We start from the raw sequence: 17,993 nt of genomic DNA on the forward strand, positions 1-17,993 counted from the left end.
CTAAATATTAAACAACGATGATTAAAATGTTACCGTAATGTTAACTCGTGTGTGGCAAAAAAACGAAAGTAAAGCCCATAGGTTAATAAGATCTTTTTTATCTTGCCTTGCTTTAAAAATGAACAATGAACTGGGAACAACTACTATCCTTAAAACGCTTTGGCGATACCAATAAAAGATTAAGAAAAGAGCAGGACGAAACCCGACTAGGCTTCGAAGTGGATTATGATCGTATTATTTTTTCTTCGGAATTTAGAAGTCTTCAGGATAAAACCCAGGTGATTCCGTTGTCGCAAACCGATTTTGTGCACACCCGTTTAACCCACAGTTTAGAAGTGAGCGTAGTGGGGCGTTCGTTGGGAAGAAAAGTGGGGTTGAAGGTTTTGGAAAAACACCCGCATTTACAGAGTGTTCACGGCTATCAGGCCAACGATTTTGGGGCTATTGTTGCCACGGCGGCATTGGCGCACGATATTGGTAATCCACCGTTCGGGCATTCGGGCGAAAAGGCCATCGGTGAATTTTTTAAAACGGGCGAAGGGAAACAATACCAATCCCAACTTACCGAGAAACAATACCAAGACCTTTGCGATTTCGAGGGCAATGCCAACGGCTTTAAGATACTGACCCAAAATCGCCCTGGGCGAAAAGGCGGTTTGCGAATGAGCTATGCCACACTCGGAGCCTTTACCAAATACCCAAAAGAGTCGTTGCCCAAAAAGCCCACAACCCATATCGCCGATAAAAAATATGGATTTTTCCAAAGTGATAAAGATGCTTTTGTAGATGTAGCCAATGAATTGAGTTTGATAAAACGAAGCAACGACCACATTAGTTTTTCACGTCACCCTTTGGCCTATTTGGTTGAAGCGGCCGACGATATTTGCTATACCATCATCGATTTTGAAGATGGCATTAATTTGGGGCTTATTCAAGAGGAATATGCTTTGGAGTATCTTTCAAAAGTCATTCGCGAAAATATTATAGCCGAAAACTATTATGCGCTATCCAGCCGCGAAGATCGTATTGGCTATTTACGTGCGCTCGCCATTGGGGCACTTATTAACGATGCGGTAGATATTTTTATGGCCAATGAAGACGCTATTTTAAACGGTAGTTTTGATTGCGGTCTGTTGGATAAAAGTAAGTACGATGCCCAAATTAAGGACATCATAAAAATTAGTGTTGAAAACGTGTACCAATCGGAAGAGGTGGTTGATAAAGAAATTGCTGGTTACCAAATTATCAATAAGCTGTTGGGCGTTTACACGGCTGCGGTAAATAACTCGTACAACGGCACGGCTTCAAATTACGATAAATTGATACTGACCCGTATGCCCGAAACCATCAATTTTAAGAGCGATAATCTGTACCAAAGACTGCTTTCGGTTTGCCATTATGTATCGTTGTTGTCGGATAGTAAAGCCATCCAAAACTTTAAAAAGATAGAAGGGGTAACCTTTTAAAGCGGCATAAGAAATGAAAGGTGATTGTTCTATTTACTTTTCATTTACAACGAATAGCGGAATGCCCGCATAAAACGTTAGTTTTTTTGTGACACTCTTATGGAATAGTTTATCAAGAAATGTTCTTTTAGGAATAAAAAGAGCCAGCACGTCGGTTTGGTGTTCCTTTAAAAAATCATCCACCCCATTTAAAACAGAAGTGTTTTTTACCAAATGAACATTAGAAGAATCGGCGGAAAGCCCTTTGGCTTTTAAGTTGGCGATAGCCTGATTTTCAGAATTATCTACAACATGAAGATATTCTATTGAAGCTCCAAACAAATCTGCAAATTCAGAAAGTGATTTCAGAAAGGTGTCGTCTTTCTCTTTTAGGGAAGTCGAGTAGGTTATGGTTTTAAGATCCTTGATCTCGGTGTCAGTGGGAACGGCTAATACCGGGCAGTGCGCATTCATCATGGTTTTTGTTGTAATGCTGCCCATAATTTTGTTCAGCGCATTTCTTTCACCTTTGGTACCCATAATAATGAGGTCGTACTTATGGTCGCTAAATTCTATGATTTTATTTGTTGTTTCGTCAGAAGGAAATACCACTTGACTTCCTATGGCATTGGCGTCATATGGTTTTATAAATTCAGCCATTTTTTTCTTCATGTCTTTTTGAAACATTTTGCGGCCATCGCGAAGTTCTTTAGGGTCCATGTAAAGCTCCTTGCCTTTGCCGGGTTCTGGGTAGACGTGTATTACATCAACTCTAGAGTCGGCTTTCTTAGCGATGCTTATGGCGTAAGCAAATGCTTTATGGGCGGCAGGCGAAAAGTCTGTAGGGAATAGTATTTTTTTCATCTTTTTTAGTTTAGGCTTGGTTGCGGTTTGTGTTTAGTGACTTGTCCACGGTTAACAACCTTATTATAACTAAAATACGAAATTAATCCCTAAAGATCAAACGGCTTTGATAGCTTTTAAATTCACAATGATCATGGTCATAAAACCAAGATTATTTAGACTTTATTCGTTTAAATAATCGACTAAGTCTTGTAGTTTGTCAACAGATTCCTGTAATCCGCCTTTTCTATTTCTAATGAGCCATACCGATTTATGGCTGTCAATTAAATTTGAAAGTGTGTTGGCCAATTCTTTCCTTTTTTTAGAAGGGATGTTTTTAGTGGCCATATCTTTTGCATCTAAGCGCGCTATTCCCAATTGAATACCAAATAATGCTAATTTAGAGGCTTGTTTTAATTCTTTGATGATTATCTCACCATCAGCTGATATTGGTTTGGCTTTTTGAAGTTGGTTTAAACCGTTTTCAATTTCGGCTTTAGCAGCTAAAAATCCCGCTTTAGTTAGGTGTTTGGTTTGGTAATGGCCGTTAATGGTCCATCTAAATCGGCGTAGCATTAAGTGGTAAGCGTTGGCATTCCCTTCTGGGATGTTCGCTTTTAAATAAGCGTTTCCCAAAGTTAATAGGGCTTTTGCGGTGTAACCCGTAGCGTCTTTAAAGACATATTTATTCAGCAGAAATTCCAAATTATTTATGGTGTCTTCAGAATAATTCCACGCATAATTAGCACCTAAAACCAACGAAGGGTAACTCACCGATTTGGGTTGAAAATGCCCAAAATCGCCCCAGTCTGTGATAAGGTAACCTTTGGCATTATATTTTTTACCTGCTATTGCGGCGTTTTTTAAATTGATAAACGCGTTGTTGTTTCTGCCAATCTCCGAACGCCAACTCGAAGTGCCGGGGCACACATAAAAATCTAAATCGGCTTTATGGAATTCAATTAAATTTTTATCAAACGGATAGGTAGCGTCGTAGCCCCAAACCAGTGCCGTCATGTTTTTAGGGATGTCCTTAATCAATCCGGGGTGGTTTAAAACAATATCGCCCCAAAACTGGGTTTGCTTTCCGTTTTTTACCACTTCATCATTCAGTTTTTTCAGGAAGTTGAGGTACACTTGGCCTTTGCCAATGGAGTCGCATAAGGCCTTCGATTTTCCTAAGCCCAACTCTAAGGTTTCATCGCCGCCAATGTTGGCATATTTGCTCGAAAAATGGGGGAGAAGTTCGGCATAAAGCTCCTGCATAAGCTCAAAAGATTTTGGGTTTGTTGGTGCTAATGCAGTTCTGCTTTTGTTGCCCCACTTGGTTTTGCAGTCGGTTTCACATTCGCTCAAATCTAAATAGGCATCGTGCTTTAACCAATTTTCCATGTGGCCAAACGAGTTTTGGTTGGGCACTAAATCAATTCCTCTTTTTAAGCAATAAAGGTCCAATTCTTGAATTTGAGATGCGGTTAACGGGCTCGCATTTTGCCAAACTACCGGATGGTTACGATAGGCAAAAGTATGTTCGGTATATAGTTGTAATTCGTTAAGGCGCCATGCCGCCAATTGATCAATTAATTGATAGAGGCTTGCCATGCTGGGGACTTTGTTACGGCTTATATCAAGCATATAGCCCCGTTTTTCAAAGTTTGCCCAATCGTTGATTTCTATTTGCGGAAGGGGGGTGTTATTTGTTTTTACATATCCCAAAAGTTGATTTAAGGTCTGCTTGCCGTAACGTAAAGCATTGGTGTTTTTTGCGGATAACCTGATTTCAGTAGGCTTTATGTTTAAACGGTAACTGTCAAACTGTTCTAAATCCGCATTGATTTCAAAACAAATATTAAAGTCATTATTTGGTGTGTGGACTATGAATTTTCCAGCAGAAGCTTCCTTTAGACTCGATTTTAAGAATGCCTCTAAATCTGAAATTTGTGATGGGCGAATCGCCACCGAATCATTATTAACTAATAATTTTTGTGGGGTAAAGAGTAAATGTTTAACAATACTGTCGTTGGCGAACAGAAAACTATTTTGAAGTATGGTAATAAAAAGGATGAAAGCCTTAATGTTCATATAAATGATTTGGGTTTAAAATGGAAATATTGGATGATTGCTCCCAGCCGCTTTAAAATAAATGTGTTGATTACAGCTAAACGAAGGCAGTTGAAAATTTTAAAAAGTCAACAGGCATAACTCTTAAAGGTAAGCAAAAGTTTAAGGTTGTTAAGGCTATTTATTGTAAACATATGTTTTTTATTAGTAACGTAAACTCCTCTGTTTTCTTATTGGCCACCAAAAAGCCAAGTTCCTCAATGGTTTTTCCAGAAAATTTTGGGATGCTTAAATTACGCCCTCTGAACCGAGGAAAAAGATCTTTTAGTTTGACGATAAGCGTTTGCCATTCACCTGTTGTTGTAAAATATGAAACGTATGAGTGGTTGTCGTCAAGATTTGCTTTTACTCTAAACTGGTAGCGTTTGCCATCGCCTTTTATTCTTAAGACTATTTCCTGGAAACCTTGGGTATCAATGGAATCGCCTCGGTACCGTAAGGAAGAGAATCCACCATTGTTATCTAAAGAAACCTTGCCGTAAAACATGCCCATACCGTCTTCATTAAGCTTAAAATGCCCTGAAGATTTACCGCCCATAACCGCATCATCAACCACTTTCCAGTGTTCTAAGTTTGAGGTTTTGTTAAATGTAAAGATGGTGTGTGCTGGCATGTTTCTATAGTTGAGGGTTGGTTTATGCTGTTTTAATAATCGGAAATTAATGATTGACAACGAATATAGTTGAAGTTTTCTGTAAAGTCAAATTAGTTGAAAACTAGCAATCAGAGCAAACTTTCAAAAAGAGCTTTTAAACTATTTGTATCCAAGCCAACAGCTTGTTGCAGTTCTGCCGTGCTGCCGTGTTCGATAAAGGTGTCGGGAATACCTAAAACCTTTACGGTGTTGTGGTAATTGTGCTGGGCAGCAAATTCTAAAATGGCACTTCCAAAACCACCATTTATGGCGTTGTCTTCAACCGTAACAATCGTGTGGTGGGTTTTAAAAATATGGTGCAATAAGGTTTCATCCAGCGGTTTTACAAAACGCATATCGTAATGCGACACGTCTAATTTTTCAACGGCTTCGGTTACATTTTTGGCCATGTTGCCAATAGTTAAAACAGCCAAATCCTGTCCTTCTTTTAAAACGATACCTTTCCCAATTTCAATGTTTTCAAAGGGTTGTTCCCAATCTATGGTGACGCCTATGCCGCGTGGGTAGCGAATGGCTATAGGCATATCCAATCCTAATTGGGCGGTATACATGATGTTTCGCAATTCCATTTCGTTTCGCGGTGCAAAAATGATGAGGTTGGGTATGCAGCGCAGATAACTCAAATCGAACACACCGTGGTGGGTGGCGCCATCGGCACCGACCAATCCGGCACGGTCTAAACAAAAAACAACGGGTAGTTTTTGCAGGGCCACATCGTGTATAATTTGGTCGTAGGCCCGTTGTAAAAAAGTGGAATAAATATTGCAAAACGGAATAAGACCTTGTGTGGCCATGCCTGCCGCTAGGGTTACGGCGTGTTGTTCGGCAATGCCCACGTCGAAAGCTCGATCGGGCATGGCTTCCATCATAAATTTAAGTGAACTTCCCGTTGGCATAGCAGGGGTGATCCCCACAATTTTTGGGTTCGTTTTGGCTAGCTCTACAATGGTATGCCCAAATACATCCTGATATTTTGGAGGCTGCTTTAATTTGGCCTTAGCAATTAAATCGCCCGTTTTGGCATCAAACTTTCCGGGGGCGTGGTATTTGACTTGGTCGGCTTCGGCTTGTTTCAGTCCTTTTCCTTTTGTGGTAATAACGTGCAGAAATTTAGGACCTTCTATTTTTTTTAGTCGTTTCAGTTCTTTCAACAAAGCCTCAAAATCGTGACCATCAATGGGGCCCGAATAGTCAAAGTTTAGAGCTTTTATAATATTATTCCGTTTTTGGGTGCCCTTTTTTACGTTAGTTAAGTACTGCTTTAGTGCACCTACACTTGGGTCGATGCCAATGGCATTGTCGTTGAGTATTACCAAAATATTGGCATCGGTAACGCCGGCATGGTTGAGTCCTTCAAAAGCCATCCCACCAGCAATACTGGCATCGCCAATAACGGCAATATGTTGTTTTTCGGTATCGCCTTTAATTTTCGAAGCAATGGCCATGCCCAAAGCTGCCGAAATAGAGGTGGAGGCATGCCCAACACCAAAAGTATCATATTCGCTTTCTTCTCGTTTTGGGAAACCGCTGATTCCGCCCAACTGCCGATTGGTGTGAAATTGGTCGCGGCGGCCGGTTAATATTTTGTGTCCGTAAGCTTGGTGGCCCACATCCCAAATCAATTGGTCGTTGGGAGTGTTAAAGATGTAGTGTAATGCAATGGTCAACTCCACCACGCCTAAACTCGCACCTAAATGACCTTCTTTGGTGGCCACAATGTTGATGATAAATTGGCGTAATTCTTTGGCTAACTCCGGCAGGTCGTTCGTACTTAAATTGCGGAGGTCTTTGGGAGAATGGATTTGTTGGAGTAAATTTTGCATTTGAATACAAATGTAGCAGATGAAATTGTATTTTTGATTTGAAACCAAAATTTTATTTGAATGATCGAGCCGTTTGATGATGACTATTTTATGAAAAAAGCCTTGCAGGAAGCCGAAATGGCATTTGAAAAAGGGGAAATCCCGGTAGGGGCGGTTGTAGTAATTGATAATAGGATTATTGCCCGCGGACATAATTTAACAGAAACCCTTAACGATGTTACGGCCCATGCCGAAATGCAGGCCATTACAGCGGCAGCGAATTTTTTAGGCGGAAAATATCTTCAAAATTGCACGCTTTATGTCACTTTGGAGCCTTGCCAAATGTGTGCGGGGGCTTTGTATTGGAGCCAAATTTCGAATATTGTTTATGGGGCTCGAGATATGGAGCGCGGATGTATCAATTTGAAAACCAAACTGCACCCCAAAACTCAAATGAAAGGTGGTGTTTTGGAGGAAGAGGCTTCTACGCTTTTAAAACGCTTTTTTATTGAAAAACGGAATTTGAATTGACGTTCGTCACCCTGAACTTGTTTCAGGATCTCATTAATTCATTCTGTAATGAATGGAGAAAACTAATACTTACTGTCACGCTGGTTCTCACGCATTTTATCCAAATTTTCTTTGGTAAGCATATAATCTTTTAAGTTTCGGTCTTTCCAACGGTGATAAATAAACAAGGGGAAAACCACCAAAAACAGTCCAGCGACCCCAAAACCAATCAACTTTTCGGAGTAGTCCACATCGAGTGTGAAACCTAAAATAATACTCGTAAAAACGGCAATGGTCAATATAATGATGAGGTATTTCATGTTTACTTTGTGAATTTTATCAGTTGGCGGCGGTAAGCAGTCAGTAATTTCGATTTTGAAATATAACCATAATATTTACCTTGTTTGGTTACAGGCAAATTCCAAGCGCCAGTAGTTTTAAATTTTTCCATGATATCGTGCATGGAATCTGCATCGTAATCAATAATTCCGGCGTCGGCATGCATCAGGCTGGCGGCATCTACTTTATCATATAAACTGGTGTCGAACATCATATGGCGTATATCGTCAAGTCTAATCACGCCCAAAAATTCGTGTTCATCATTAACCACGGGAAAGTGGTTTCGCGATGATTTGGCCACGGCTTCATTCAAAATCTCTCCCAATTTCATTTCAGGTGTTAATGTTATAAAATTGGTTTCGATGACTTTGTCGATGTCTAACACCATCAGTACGTTTTGGTCTTTATCGTGCGTCATCAGTTCGCCGCGTTCGGCAAGCTTCAACGTGTAAATGGAATGCGATACGTAGTATTTTGTTATGGCAAACGATACGGCTGAAACAATCATAAGCGGTACAAAAAGCTCGTATCCTCCAGTGATTTCAGCAATAAGGAAAATAGCGGTTAGAGGGGCGTGTAATACCCCAGCCATAAGCCCCGTCATCCCGATAAGCGTAAAATTTGATTCCGAAACATGAAAGCCTAACCCAATATGGTTAATAATTTTAGCAAAGGCGTTTCCTAAGGCGCTTCCCATTACCAAGGTAGGAATGAAAACACCACCCACGCCACCGGCGCCAAAGGTGGTGGTCATGGCAATGGCTTTAAAAACCGAAATGCCCAAAAGCAACGCAACAACAATCCATATATTCGATAGGTCCAAATCCAATGGTGTGGTGCCAATGGCCGCCAAGTGGTCGCCTTTCAAAAGATTATTCATAATGCCGTAACCTTCACCATAAAGGGGCGGAATAAAATAAAGCATGGTGCCTATGGCAATGCCTCCAATTAAAAGGCGCTTCGCCCGACTTTCAAATTGTTTGAAGAAGTTGGTAATGGCAAAAAATACTTTGGAAAAATATACGGATGCCAAGCCAGTCACAACACTTAACACTACGTAAAACGCAATGTCGTTCACTTGGAATTTATCGGTGAGTTGAAACCGAAGCAATATGTCTGTTCCTAAAAACATATAGGAGGTCACTACTGCTGAAACCGATGCCAAAAGTAAAGGGACTAACGAGGTAAACGCAATATCGAGACTAAAGACTTCAATGGCAAAAATGATTGCCGCAATGGGCGCCTTAAACATAGAGGCCATAGCACCTGCCGCTGCACAACCAATAAGCAGCATTCGGGTTTTGGTATTCATATGGAACAGGCGTGCGGCGTTGGAGCCCAATGCTGAACCCACACTAACGGCAGGCCCCTGCAACCCCACCGAACCACCAAATCCAGCGGTTAACGGCGCAGTGATTAAAGCCGCATAAATATTGTACCGCGGAATGATTCCATTTAACTTTGAAATAGCGTAAAGCGTTGATGAAATACCGTGCCCAATATGTTTTTTAAGCCAAGTCTGTTTAATAACATAAACCAGAAATAATCCAATAATAGGAAAAACAAAGTATAATGAGTTTTGATAGTTTTTGAGGAAATCCAACTCAAAAAGCAGACGGATGTAGTGTGTAAGGTTTTTTAAGGTTACCGTACCGATTCCTGCCAAAAAACCAACAAGTATGCTGAGTATGTAAATAAATTGCTGCTCTGAAAGATGTTTGTATTTCCAGATTAAAAACTTACGCAACAAACTTTTAGTTGAAACAGGCATTGTATAAAACTACTAAAAAATCCCGCTTTTCAGCAGGATTTTGTTTTATTGTTTTAAGTTAAGTTTTAAACTCAATTCATTCAGTTGCTCATCGTCAATAGGAGCAGGAGCGTCAATCATCACATCGCGACCGGCATTGTTTTTCGGGAAAGCAATGAAATCTCTAATAGTTTCTTGTCCGCCCAATATGGCCACCAGTCGATCCAAACCAAATGCTAATCCGCCGTGTGGTGGTGCCCCATATTGGAAAGCATCCATTAAGAAGCCGAACTGTGCTTTTGCCTCCTCTGGAGTAAAGCCTAAATAATCGAACATCAAGGCTTGGGTTTCTTTATCATGGATACGGATTGAGCCACCGCCAATTTCGTTGCCGTTCAACACCAAATCGTAAGCATTGGCTTTTACGGCACCGGGATCGGTTTTTAGCAATTCAATCTGTCCTGGTTTTGGCGCGGTAAAGGGGTGGTGCATGGCGTGGTAACGATTGGTCTCATCGTCCCATTCCAATAAAGGGAAATCCATTACCCATAGCGGAGCGAACTCATCGGGTTTACGCAACCCTAAACGCTCGGCCAATTCCATACGTAAAGCACTTAACTGTGTTCTTACTTTGTTTTTGTCGCCAGAAAGCACACAGATTAAATCGCCAGGTTTTGCGCCGGTAGCTTCAGCCCATTTCGCCAAATCGTCCTGGTCGTAAAATTTATCGACCGAAGATTTAAAACTGCCGTCGTCATTGCATCGGCAATATACCATGCCCAATGCGCCGATTTGCGGACGCTTAACCCAATCAATCAATTTATCGATTTCTTTTCTGGTGTAGCTATTTCCGCCCGGTACGGCAATACCAACAACCAATTCGGCAGCATTAAATACGTTAAAATCTTTGTGTTGAGCCACGGCGTTCAATTCGCCAAACTCCATCCCAAAACGAATGTCTGGTTTGTCGTTACCATATAAACGCATGGCATCGTCGTAAAGCATTCTTGGGAATTTTTCAACTTCAACACCGTTAATTTCTTTTAATAAATGGCGTGTTAACCCTTCAAAAGCATTTAAAATATCTTCCTGCTCTATAAAGGCCATTTCGCAGTCTATTTGGGTGAACTCGGGCTGACGGTCGGCACGTAAGTCTTCATCCCTAAAACATTTCACGATCTGGAAATATTTATCCATGCCACCCACCATAAGCAATTGCTTAAATGTTTGTGGCGATTGCGGAAGGGCATAAAACTGACCTTCGTTCATGCGACTAGGAACCACAAAATCGCGGGCACCTTCGGGAGTTGATTTTATTAAATAAGGCGTTTCTACTTCAATAAATCCTTCTTTTGAAAGGTAATTACGAACCTCTTGGGTAACCTTATGCCTAAAAATTAAACTGTTTTTTACAGGGTTTCGGCGGATGTCCAAATAACGGTATTTCATTCGGATGTCCTCACCGCCATCGGTTTTATCTTCAATAGTAAAGGGCGGTAATTTGGCTGCGTTTAAAATGTTCAATTCTGAAACCAATAATTCTATGTCCCCAGTTGGGATATTCGGGTTTTTCGAAGCACGCTCAATAACAGTGCCTTTAACTTGAACCACAAATTCGCGACCCAAGTTTTGAGCCTGTTCGATAAGTGTTTTCGAGGTGCGTTCTTCATCAAAAACCAATTGGGTGATGCCGTAACGGTCGCGCAAATCTACCCAAACGATAAAGCCTTTGTCTCTTATTTTTTGAACCCATCCGGCAAGGGTCACTTCTTTATTGATATCTGTCGATGTTAATTCACCACAATTATGACTTCGGTACATAGAAAAATTTTAGGCTGCAAATTTAAGCAAATCCCTTATAGTATGAATTAATCTGTGGTTTTTTTTGGTGGTTTGTTGAACCTATAAATACTTCAACAGCCTAAAATGCAAACAGCTATATTGTTTGCCTGTGGGTTTTTTTGCATGTTTACACCAAATTTATGAGTTGTAATGTTTTCACAGCCATATAATTTGAAATTAAATAAGGGTTTTGGATAAAAAGTTTTAGTTTTGCGGATCGTTGCTTTTTTAGTAAGTGATGGAAAAATAACAAACAATATCAAAGACAAAATTGTAATTAAAAAAATGAACAAAAAAATTGATCAACAGGCGGCAGATAATATTAGAGCACTGGCCGTTGCCATGGTAGAAAAGGCGAATTCTGGCCACCCGGGAGGACCAATGGGCGGGGCAGATTTTATGCACATTTTATATTCAGAATTTTTTAATTACGACCCGTCTGATATGGAGTGGCCTTTCAGGGACCGTTTTTTTATGGACGCCGGCCACCTCTCAACCTTAATGTACGCTCAGTATTATTTGTTGGGCAACTATTCAAAAGACGACATCGCCAACTTTAGACAGTGGGGCTCTGTAACACCGGGTCATCCAGAAGTAGATGTTAAAAGGGGAATTGAAAACACCTCTGGGCCACTGGGCCAAGGGCACACTATGGGTGTTGGGGCAGCCATTGCAGCCAAGTTTTTACAGGCTAGATTTGGCGATTGGATGAACCACAAGATTTACGGATTTATTTCCGATGGAGGTATCCAGGAGGAAATATCTCAGGGGGCAGGAAGGATTGCCGGGCACTTGGGCTTGAGCAATTTTATTATGTTCTTCGATTCTAACGATATCCAATTGTCGACTTCAACTGACGAAGTAACCACCGAAGACACTGCTAAAAAATACGAAGCTTGGGGCTGGAAAGTGGTAACCATTGATGGTCATGACCACGATGAAATTAGAAAGGCCTTGACTGATGCCAACAACGAAACCGAAAAACCAACCCTGATTATTGGTAAAACCATAATGGGTAAAGGTTGTGTAACGGCCGATGGAAGCATGTACGAAGGGCATTGCGAATTGCACGGTAAGCCTATTGGCGACACCGGTGCCGATTACGAAAAAACATTAAAGAACCTTGGTGCCGATATTGACAATCCTTTTGAGATTTTTGATGAGGTAAACGATTTCTATAAAAACCTAATCGAACAAAAAACAAAACAAGCAGCTGAAAAGAAAGCTGAAATCGAGGCTTGGAAAAAAGCCAATACTGAACTAGCCGATAAATTGGATTTCTTCCTTTCGGGACAATTACCAGAATTAGATTTTGCTTCAGTTGAGCACAAAGCAGGCTTAGCGTCTAGAGCAGCATCTTCTAACGTGTTAGCGTATTTAGCTGAAAACGTAGAAAACATGATCGTGTCTTCTGCCGATTTATCTAACTCTGATAAAACGGATGGATTCTTAAAGAAAACATCGTCTTTACAAAAAGGAGATTTCTCTGGTTCGTTCTTACAAGCCGGTGTTGCCGAATTAACTATGGCTTGTATCGCGAACGGTATTGCATTACACGGTGGTATTATTCCGGTTGTAGCAACATTCTTTGTGTTTTCAGATTACATGAAGCCTGCCATTCGTTTAAGTGCGATTCAAGAATTGCCAGTTAAATATGTGTGGACGCACGATGCCTTTAGAGTAGGTGAAGATGGGCCAACACACCAACCTATTGAGCAAGAAGCACAAATTCGTTTGTTAGAAAAACTTCAAAACCACAGCCACAAACAAAGTTTCTTAGCGTTACGTCCTGCAGATTCTGCCGAAACTAGCGTTGCTTGGAAAATGGCTATGGAAAATACTGATACACCTTCAGGTTTAATTTTATCGCGTCAGGGTATAAAAGATGTACCTGCTGAAGGTTCTCGTTACGAAGCGGCTTTAGCGGCCGAAAAAGGTGGTTATTTGGTGAAATCTGTTGATAATCCAGATGTGGTGCTTGTAGCCAACGGATCGGAAGTATCAACTTTAGTGGCTGCTGCCGAAATTTTAGAAGCAGACCACAACCTTAAAGTTAGTATTGCTTCGGTGATTTCTGAGGGCTTATTCAAACAACAATCAAAAGATTATCAAAACAGCATCATTCCTAAAAACAAACCATTGTTTGGTTTAACAGCTGGTTTGCCTGTAAACTTAGAAGGTTTGGTAGGAGATAACGGGAAAGTGTTCGGATTGGAGCACTTCGGATATTCTGCACCAGCAGGCGTACTGGACGATAAGTTCGGGTTTACGGGAGAAAAGGTGAGCCAAGAGGTATTGGCCTATTTAAAAACACAACAAAACTAAAATATTATGAAATTTTTTATCGACACAGCCAACTTAGACGAGATAGCCGAAGCACAGGCTTTGGGTGTATTGGATGGCGTTACCACTAACCCCTCTTTAATGGCAAAGGAAGGTATTACAGGGGAAAAGAATATATTGAATCACTACAAAAAAATCTGTGATATTGTTGAGGGCGATGTAAGTGCCGAAGTAATCTCAACCGATTTTGATGGTATGGTAAAAGAAGGCGAGGCTTTGGCAGCGCTACACCCACAGATTGTGGTAAAATTACCGTTGATTGCCGATGGTATCAAAGCTTGTAAATATTTCTCTGATAAAGGCATTAGAACGAATGTGACTTTAGTGTTTTCGGCAGGGCAGGCCTTGTTGGCCGCCAAAGCGGGAGCCACTTACGTATCGCCGTTCTTGGGAAGGTTAGACGACATTTCAACCGATGGGTTGAACCTTATTGCTGAAATCAGACAAATTTATGATAACTACGGTTTCGAAACGCAAATTTTGGCGGCTTCCATTCGTCACACCATGCACGTTATCGACTGTGCGAAAATTGGCAGTGATGTGATGACCGGCCCGTTATCTTCAATCACCGGATTGTTGAAGCACCCATTGACTGATATCGGTTTGGCGAAGTTCTTGGCCGATTACGAAAAAGGGAACAAGTAAGCCTAAAGATTAAATAATAAAAGCCTCGAAAACTGATGTTTTCGAGGCTTTTTTTATTATTGAAAACTGTACTTTTTCTTTTTGGCCTGTTCCTTTATGGCCTTTATCATAGCGTTTTCCAAACCGTTGGTGTTTTCTTTCTGTTGTTTTAAAACGTAGTCTTTGCGTTTGGCGTTAAGTGCTTTGATCTTCTTCTGGATTTCGGCCCGTTCGTTACTTTTTGTGGCAATGTAGGCTTCAATCTCCGCTTCGCTTTTCCCTTTTAGTTCCGTTGGGAGTTCTTCTTCTTTAATATCGGCAACAACTACTTCTTCCTGTTCCACGGCATCCACCAAGTCCCAAGTTTTGTTTTTGTACAGGTGCGAACTTTTACTGATGGTCCGTTTTACGGCGTTGGCCTTGCTGTACGAATTGGCATTGGCATCCTGCTCGGCCTGAAGTGCCATTTTTTCCATGCCTTTTTTACCGTAGGCCAAATAGGTTTTGTTCAGTTTTCGGTTTAAAATTAAGATTTCGTCATCGTAGGGCGAAGCGATATGTACCGTGGCTCGGTTATGGTTTATGGCCATGTAATCGCCATGGGTTAAACGGGCGCCGTCTTTCCAGTTAGTTAAAACGCCTTGGTTGTAATCGCCACAAAAAATAGTGTTTACCGTAACATCTTTTTCGTTGGCGTTGGTCGAGGCATCTTTATAGTTTACTTTGCCTTGGGTAAAAGGTTCGTTGCCGGCAATGAAAATCAGTTTCAAGTCGTCGGGGTTTTTGCCCCAATCCAACTGGTTTAACGAAGTTTGGATCACTTGCCCACAGTATTCCTCGCCACCGTTTGTGGTGAGCGAAAACAGTTCTTTTGAAATATCGTCCAAATCTTCGCTAAAAGCCAAAACCTGCCTGATGTAGCCTTCACGACTATTCAAATTATCGTTTCCATATTCGTATAATGCAATTTGTAGATTGGGTTTTTGGATGCCGCATTTGGCGTACGATAGTTCGTTTACAATGTCCCATAGCTGAGCTTTGGCTTGGTCTATCAATCCGTCCATGCTATTGCTAGTGTCCAAAAGTAAGGCGACTTTTATATATTGTTTGTTGGGCTCGGGGTGATCTGCGCTCACTTGATATTGAGCCACATCCTGTTTTTTGCTATTGGCGTTGCAGGATAAAATTGTGGCAAGCGAGCAGCATACTAACAGGGTTTTGATTTGCGTTTTCATGATGTTTACGTTTTTTAATTGAAGATGAATTAAACTAAATGTCCACTTTGGTTCATTGACAACATAAAACTAGAGCCAACTTATTTCTTATAAAAGGCAGAATGAGCCAAAGCTACATTTTAATGAGTGAAACCGCTTTTTGGTTGTGTGAAGTTTGATTTTCCATATAAAAAAATCAAGGTTTTGCAGAACACACATTTTATTAAACCAAGTAAAGTGCGTAAGTTTAGCTACTCGATAATTCATTTAAACGAAGCGAATGCGCGTTGCCTTAAAATACATTTTCATTTTTCATCTCTTTTTTAGCGGAACACTACTGTTTGGGCAAAACGACCTGTTGCGCAAAACCGAAGAGCCGAAATTTACGTTGCGCGGATCGGTTATTGAGCGTGATACCCGCAACCCCATACCCAATGTTAATGTAGAGGTGAATGGCGGACAGTACACCACCACCGATATTTTTGGCGATTTTAGGATTGAAGCACGGAAGGGCGACGAACTCACTATTAGGCACAAAGATTTTGAAACCGTGGTTTACACCATTAAAAGTGATGAACGGATAAGGGTTGAAGTTGAGCCTAGCGACGAGGAAATCAGTACTTCCAAACTGAAAAAGTTTTCCAGATTATCAAAAGCCGAAAGTTTCAATGCGCTTATTGATTCGGCGGAAGCCTATTTGAAAACCGATGCCAAAAAGAGCATTCAATTTGTAGCCGATGCCCTGGTTGAAAGTAGTTCAACGAAGCAAAACGGGGAAGCCTACGAGGTTTTGGGCGACATTTATACACATTGGAAACAGTATGATTTGGCGGTGTCAAACTACCGGATTAGTCTACAGAATAGAAAAACCAACCTGGTAAGCCTTAAGCTTGCTGATGCCTACGGACAAAACAAAAACTATCAAGAGAGTTTGGAAACCTACAAAGGCATTGATAAAAATAGTCTTTCCAATTGGCAGCTCACTGAACTTTACATGGGCTTGGGCGATGTTAATTTTTTAATTAAATCCTATCAGCCTGCCATCGATTTTTACGAGGAAGGTCTAAAAATTGCCAAACAACATTTAATTACTCCAAAGATTACCGATTTCAACTCAAAAATAGCGCAGGTTTACAATGCCAAGGGTGAGGTGCGGAGAGCGGAATCGTTCTTTGAAAAATCGATGCAGTTGGCCAATACCGAAAACAAAAAACGAGCCGTTGAGGAAAAATTGAAAGTCGCCGATTTTAAAAGTGAAACCAATGATTTTTCGGATGAAATTGAACTGCGGAAAGAAGCGTTAAATACCTTGATTGAAATAGAAGAGGAAGCCGAATTTAACAACGAAAGTGCCCTAACTCCCCAAAAGCAAAATTATAAAATAGGTAATGCTTATGCCTCTCAAAGTGATTATGGCAATGCCATTCAGTATCTCGAAAAAAGTATTTCGGAGGCGGGCAAAAAAAAGGATTTGATTGTTAAGAAGGATGCTACCCGAAAATTATCGGAGGTGTACCGCGATGCCGGGCAATTCGATAAAGCTTTGGTTGCCTATCAAAGTTACGTCGATTTGGTGGATACGCTCTATGCACTAAAAGAACAGGAAATATCGCAGGCGGCTCGTTTCAGTAAAGATATAGCGAGCAAGCAAAACCGGATTTCAAGTTTGGAGGGCGAGCGCGAACTGTCGCAAAGCAAATACCAATTGACCGTAGAGCAATCGAAACGGCAAACCTTGATTATTTATTCGTTGGTTGGCGGGCTTCTCTTATTGCTAATCGCAGCTTTTTTAATGTTTAAATACATCAAACAGCAACGGTTGGCTAACAATTTATTGGCTCTGAAAAGTCTGCGTAGCCAAATGAATCCGCATTTTATTTTCAATGCCCTAAATTCGGTCAACAGTTTTATTGCTTCAAACGACGAACGCACAGCCAATAAATACCTTACCGATTTTTCCATGCTTATGCGTGCCGTTTTGGAAAATAGCGAAGAAGATTTTATTCCGTTGGAAAAGGAAATCGAACTTCTTCAACTTTACACCAAACTGGAACATTTCAGGTTTAAGGATAAGTTCGATTACAGTATAAAAGTTGATGAACACATAAAGTTGCAAGAGTTTGTTATTCCGCCCATGTTGTTGCAGCCTTATATTGAAAATGCTGTTTGGCATGGGCTGCGCTACAAAAAAAGTAAAGGGCATTTAGAGATTGATATCGTTCAAACCACTCCCGAGGAAATAAAAATCACCATTACGGATGATGGCATCGGTCGGGCCAAATCGAAAGCCTTGAAAACCGAAAACCAACAGAAGCAAAATTCAAAGGGGATGGGCAACATAAAAGAGCGGGTGGCTATTTTGAACGATATGTACAAAGATAAAGTGGACGTGTTTATTGACGATTTGCAGGCCGAAGAAGACACGGGAACCAAAGTAGTGGTAACATTGAAAAAGGACTGATTAAAGCTGGAAGTACGAAGTGCGGAGTTGGAAGAAAACTTCAC

At 40.9% G+C, this 17,993-nt stretch carries 13 protein-coding genes; 5 read left to right on the forward strand and 8 right to left on the reverse strand.

The genetic code is table 11. From position 1 onward, the window contains the following. Positions 1 to 125 precede the first annotated feature (125 nt). A complete protein-coding gene (gene dgt, locus ABI125_03765) occupies positions 126 to 1,466 on the forward strand; it encodes a dGTP triphosphohydrolase (GenBank protein ID XCF06982.1) in 1,341 nt (446 codons plus the stop codon). Positions 1,467 to 1,499: 33 nt separating this feature from the next. Here dgt and ABI125_03770 read toward each other — a convergent pair whose 3' ends face one another. The 4 genes from ABI125_03770 to dxs all read right to left on the reverse strand — a co-directional run bounded on the left by ABI125_03770 (position 1,500) and on the right by dxs (position 6,887). Beyond that, on the reverse strand, positions 1,500 to 2,309 hold the full coding sequence (locus tag ABI125_03770; GenBank protein XCF06983.1) for a universal stress protein: 810 nt from the start codon (positions 2,307 to 2,309) through the stop codon (positions 1,500 to 1,502). 162 nt (positions 2,310 to 2,471) lie between these two features. After that, positions 2,472 to 4,370, reverse strand: a complete 1,899-nt coding sequence (locus ABI125_03775) for a family 20 glycosylhydrolase (GenBank protein ID XCF06984.1) — start codon at positions 4,368 to 4,370, stop codon at positions 2,472 to 2,474. Between the two features lie 160 nt (positions 4,371 to 4,530). Beyond that, a complete protein-coding gene (locus ABI125_03780; protein ID XCF06985.1) occupies positions 4,531 to 5,022 on the reverse strand; it encodes a CIA30 family protein in 492 nt (163 codons plus the stop codon). Positions 5,023 to 5,132: 110 nt separating this feature from the next. After that, positions 5,133 to 6,887: a 1-deoxy-D-xylulose-5-phosphate synthase gene (dxs, locus tag ABI125_03785; protein ID XCF06986.1), complete on the reverse strand. Its 1,755-nt coding sequence runs from the start codon at positions 6,885 to 6,887 to the stop codon at positions 5,133 to 5,135. Positions 6,888 to 6,947: 60 nt separating this feature from the next. Here dxs and ABI125_03790 point away from each other — a divergent pair, with 60 nt between their 5' ends. Next, entirely contained in the window at positions 6,948 to 7,397 is a 450-nt protein-coding gene (locus ABI125_03790; GenBank protein ID XCF06987.1) for a nucleoside deaminase, read from the forward strand. Between the two features lie 62 nt (positions 7,398 to 7,459). Here the strand turns inward: ABI125_03790 and ABI125_03795 are convergent, their stop codons facing one another. The 3 genes from ABI125_03795 to aspS are packed head-to-tail and all read right to left on the reverse strand — an operon-like array spanning position 7,460 to position 11,286. After that, positions 7,460 to 7,696 (reverse strand): hypothetical protein, encoded by a 237-nt coding sequence (locus tag ABI125_03795; protein XCF06988.1) that lies wholly within the window; start codon positions 7,694 to 7,696, stop codon positions 7,460 to 7,462. 2 nt (positions 7,697 to 7,698) lie between these two features. Next, complete coding sequence (locus ABI125_03800) at positions 7,699 to 9,486, reverse strand: chloride channel protein (protein XCF06989.1); 1,788 nt, start codon at positions 9,484 to 9,486, stop codon at positions 7,699 to 7,701. Positions 9,487 to 9,531: 45 nt separating this feature from the next. Beyond that, positions 9,532 to 11,286 (reverse strand): aspartate--tRNA ligase, encoded by a 1,755-nt coding sequence (gene aspS, locus ABI125_03805; GenBank protein ID XCF06990.1) that lies wholly within the window; start codon positions 11,284 to 11,286, stop codon positions 9,532 to 9,534. A 306-nt stretch (positions 11,287 to 11,592) separates the two neighbouring features. Here aspS and ABI125_03810 point away from each other — a divergent pair, with 306 nt between their 5' ends. Together ABI125_03810 and fsa are read left to right on the forward strand one after the other, a co-directional pair. Then, the gene (locus tag ABI125_03810) at positions 11,593 to 13,632 is read left to right on the forward strand and encodes a transketolase (GenBank protein XCF06991.1); all 2,040 of its coding nucleotides are present in this window, start codon (positions 11,593 to 11,595) and stop codon (positions 13,630 to 13,632) included. A 6-nt stretch (positions 13,633 to 13,638) separates the two neighbouring features. Beyond that, complete coding sequence (gene fsa, locus ABI125_03815) at positions 13,639 to 14,295, forward strand: fructose-6-phosphate aldolase (GenBank protein ID XCF06992.1); 657 nt, start codon at positions 13,639 to 13,641, stop codon at positions 14,293 to 14,295. 56 nt (positions 14,296 to 14,351) lie between these two features. Here the strand turns inward: fsa and ABI125_03820 are convergent, their stop codons facing one another. After that, on the reverse strand, positions 14,352 to 15,509 hold the full coding sequence (locus tag ABI125_03820; protein XCF06993.1) for a vWA domain-containing protein: 1,158 nt from the start codon (positions 15,507 to 15,509) through the stop codon (positions 14,352 to 14,354). Positions 15,510 to 15,768: 259 nt separating this feature from the next. On the opposite strand from ABI125_03820, the gene ABI125_03825 reads away from it, so the two are divergent. Next, on the forward strand, positions 15,769 to 17,949 hold the full coding sequence (locus tag ABI125_03825; protein XCF06994.1) for a histidine kinase: 2,181 nt from the start codon (positions 15,769 to 15,771) through the stop codon (positions 17,947 to 17,949). Positions 17,950 to 17,993: the final 44 nt, after the last annotated feature.

Origin of the sequence: Tamlana crocina (assembly GCA_040429635.1) — a bacterium.
Taxonomy (GTDB): Bacteria; Bacteroidota; Bacteroidia; order Flavobacteriales; family Flavobacteriaceae; genus Flavisericum; species Flavisericum crocinum.

Bases quoted from the DNA above. Each gene is read 5' to 3' on its own strand.
- ABI125_03800 (XCF06989.1), bottom strand. From the start codon at position 9,486: ATGCCTGTTTCAACTAAAAGTTTGTTGCGTAAGTTTTTAATCTGGAAA.
- fsa (XCF06992.1), top strand. From the start codon at position 13,639: ATGAAATTTTTTATCGACACAGCCAACTTAGACGAGATAGCCGAAGCA.
- dgt (XCF06982.1), top strand. From the start codon at position 126: ATGAACTGGGAACAACTACTATCCTTAAAACGCTTTGGCGATACCAAT.
- ABI125_03775 (XCF06984.1), bottom strand. From the start codon at position 4,370: ATGAACATTAAGGCTTTCATCCTTTTTATTACCATACTTCAAAATAGT.
- ABI125_03780 (XCF06985.1), bottom strand. From the start codon at position 5,022: ATGCCAGCACACACCATCTTTACATTTAACAAAACCTCAAACTTAGAA.
- aspS (XCF06990.1), bottom strand. From the start codon at position 11,286: ATGTACCGAAGTCATAATTGTGGTGAATTAACATCGACAGATATCAAT.
- ABI125_03825 (XCF06994.1), top strand. From the start codon at position 15,769: ATGCGCGTTGCCTTAAAATACATTTTCATTTTTCATCTCTTTTTTAGC.
- dxs (XCF06986.1), bottom strand. From the start codon at position 6,887: ATGCAAAATTTACTCCAACAAATCCATTCTCCCAAAGACCTCCGCAAT.
- ABI125_03770 (XCF06983.1), bottom strand. From the start codon at position 2,309: ATGAAAAAAATACTATTCCCTACAGACTTTTCGCCTGCCGCCCATAAA.
- ABI125_03820 (XCF06993.1), bottom strand. From the start codon at position 15,509: ATGAAAACGCAAATCAAAACCCTGTTAGTATGCTGCTCGCTTGCCACA.
- ABI125_03790 (XCF06987.1), top strand. From the start codon at position 6,948: ATGATCGAGCCGTTTGATGATGACTATTTTATGAAAAAAGCCTTGCAG.
- ABI125_03810 (XCF06991.1), top strand. From the start codon at position 11,593: ATGAACAAAAAAATTGATCAACAGGCGGCAGATAATATTAGAGCACTG.
- ABI125_03795 (XCF06988.1), bottom strand. From the start codon at position 7,696: ATGAAATACCTCATCATTATATTGACCATTGCCGTTTTTACGAGTATT.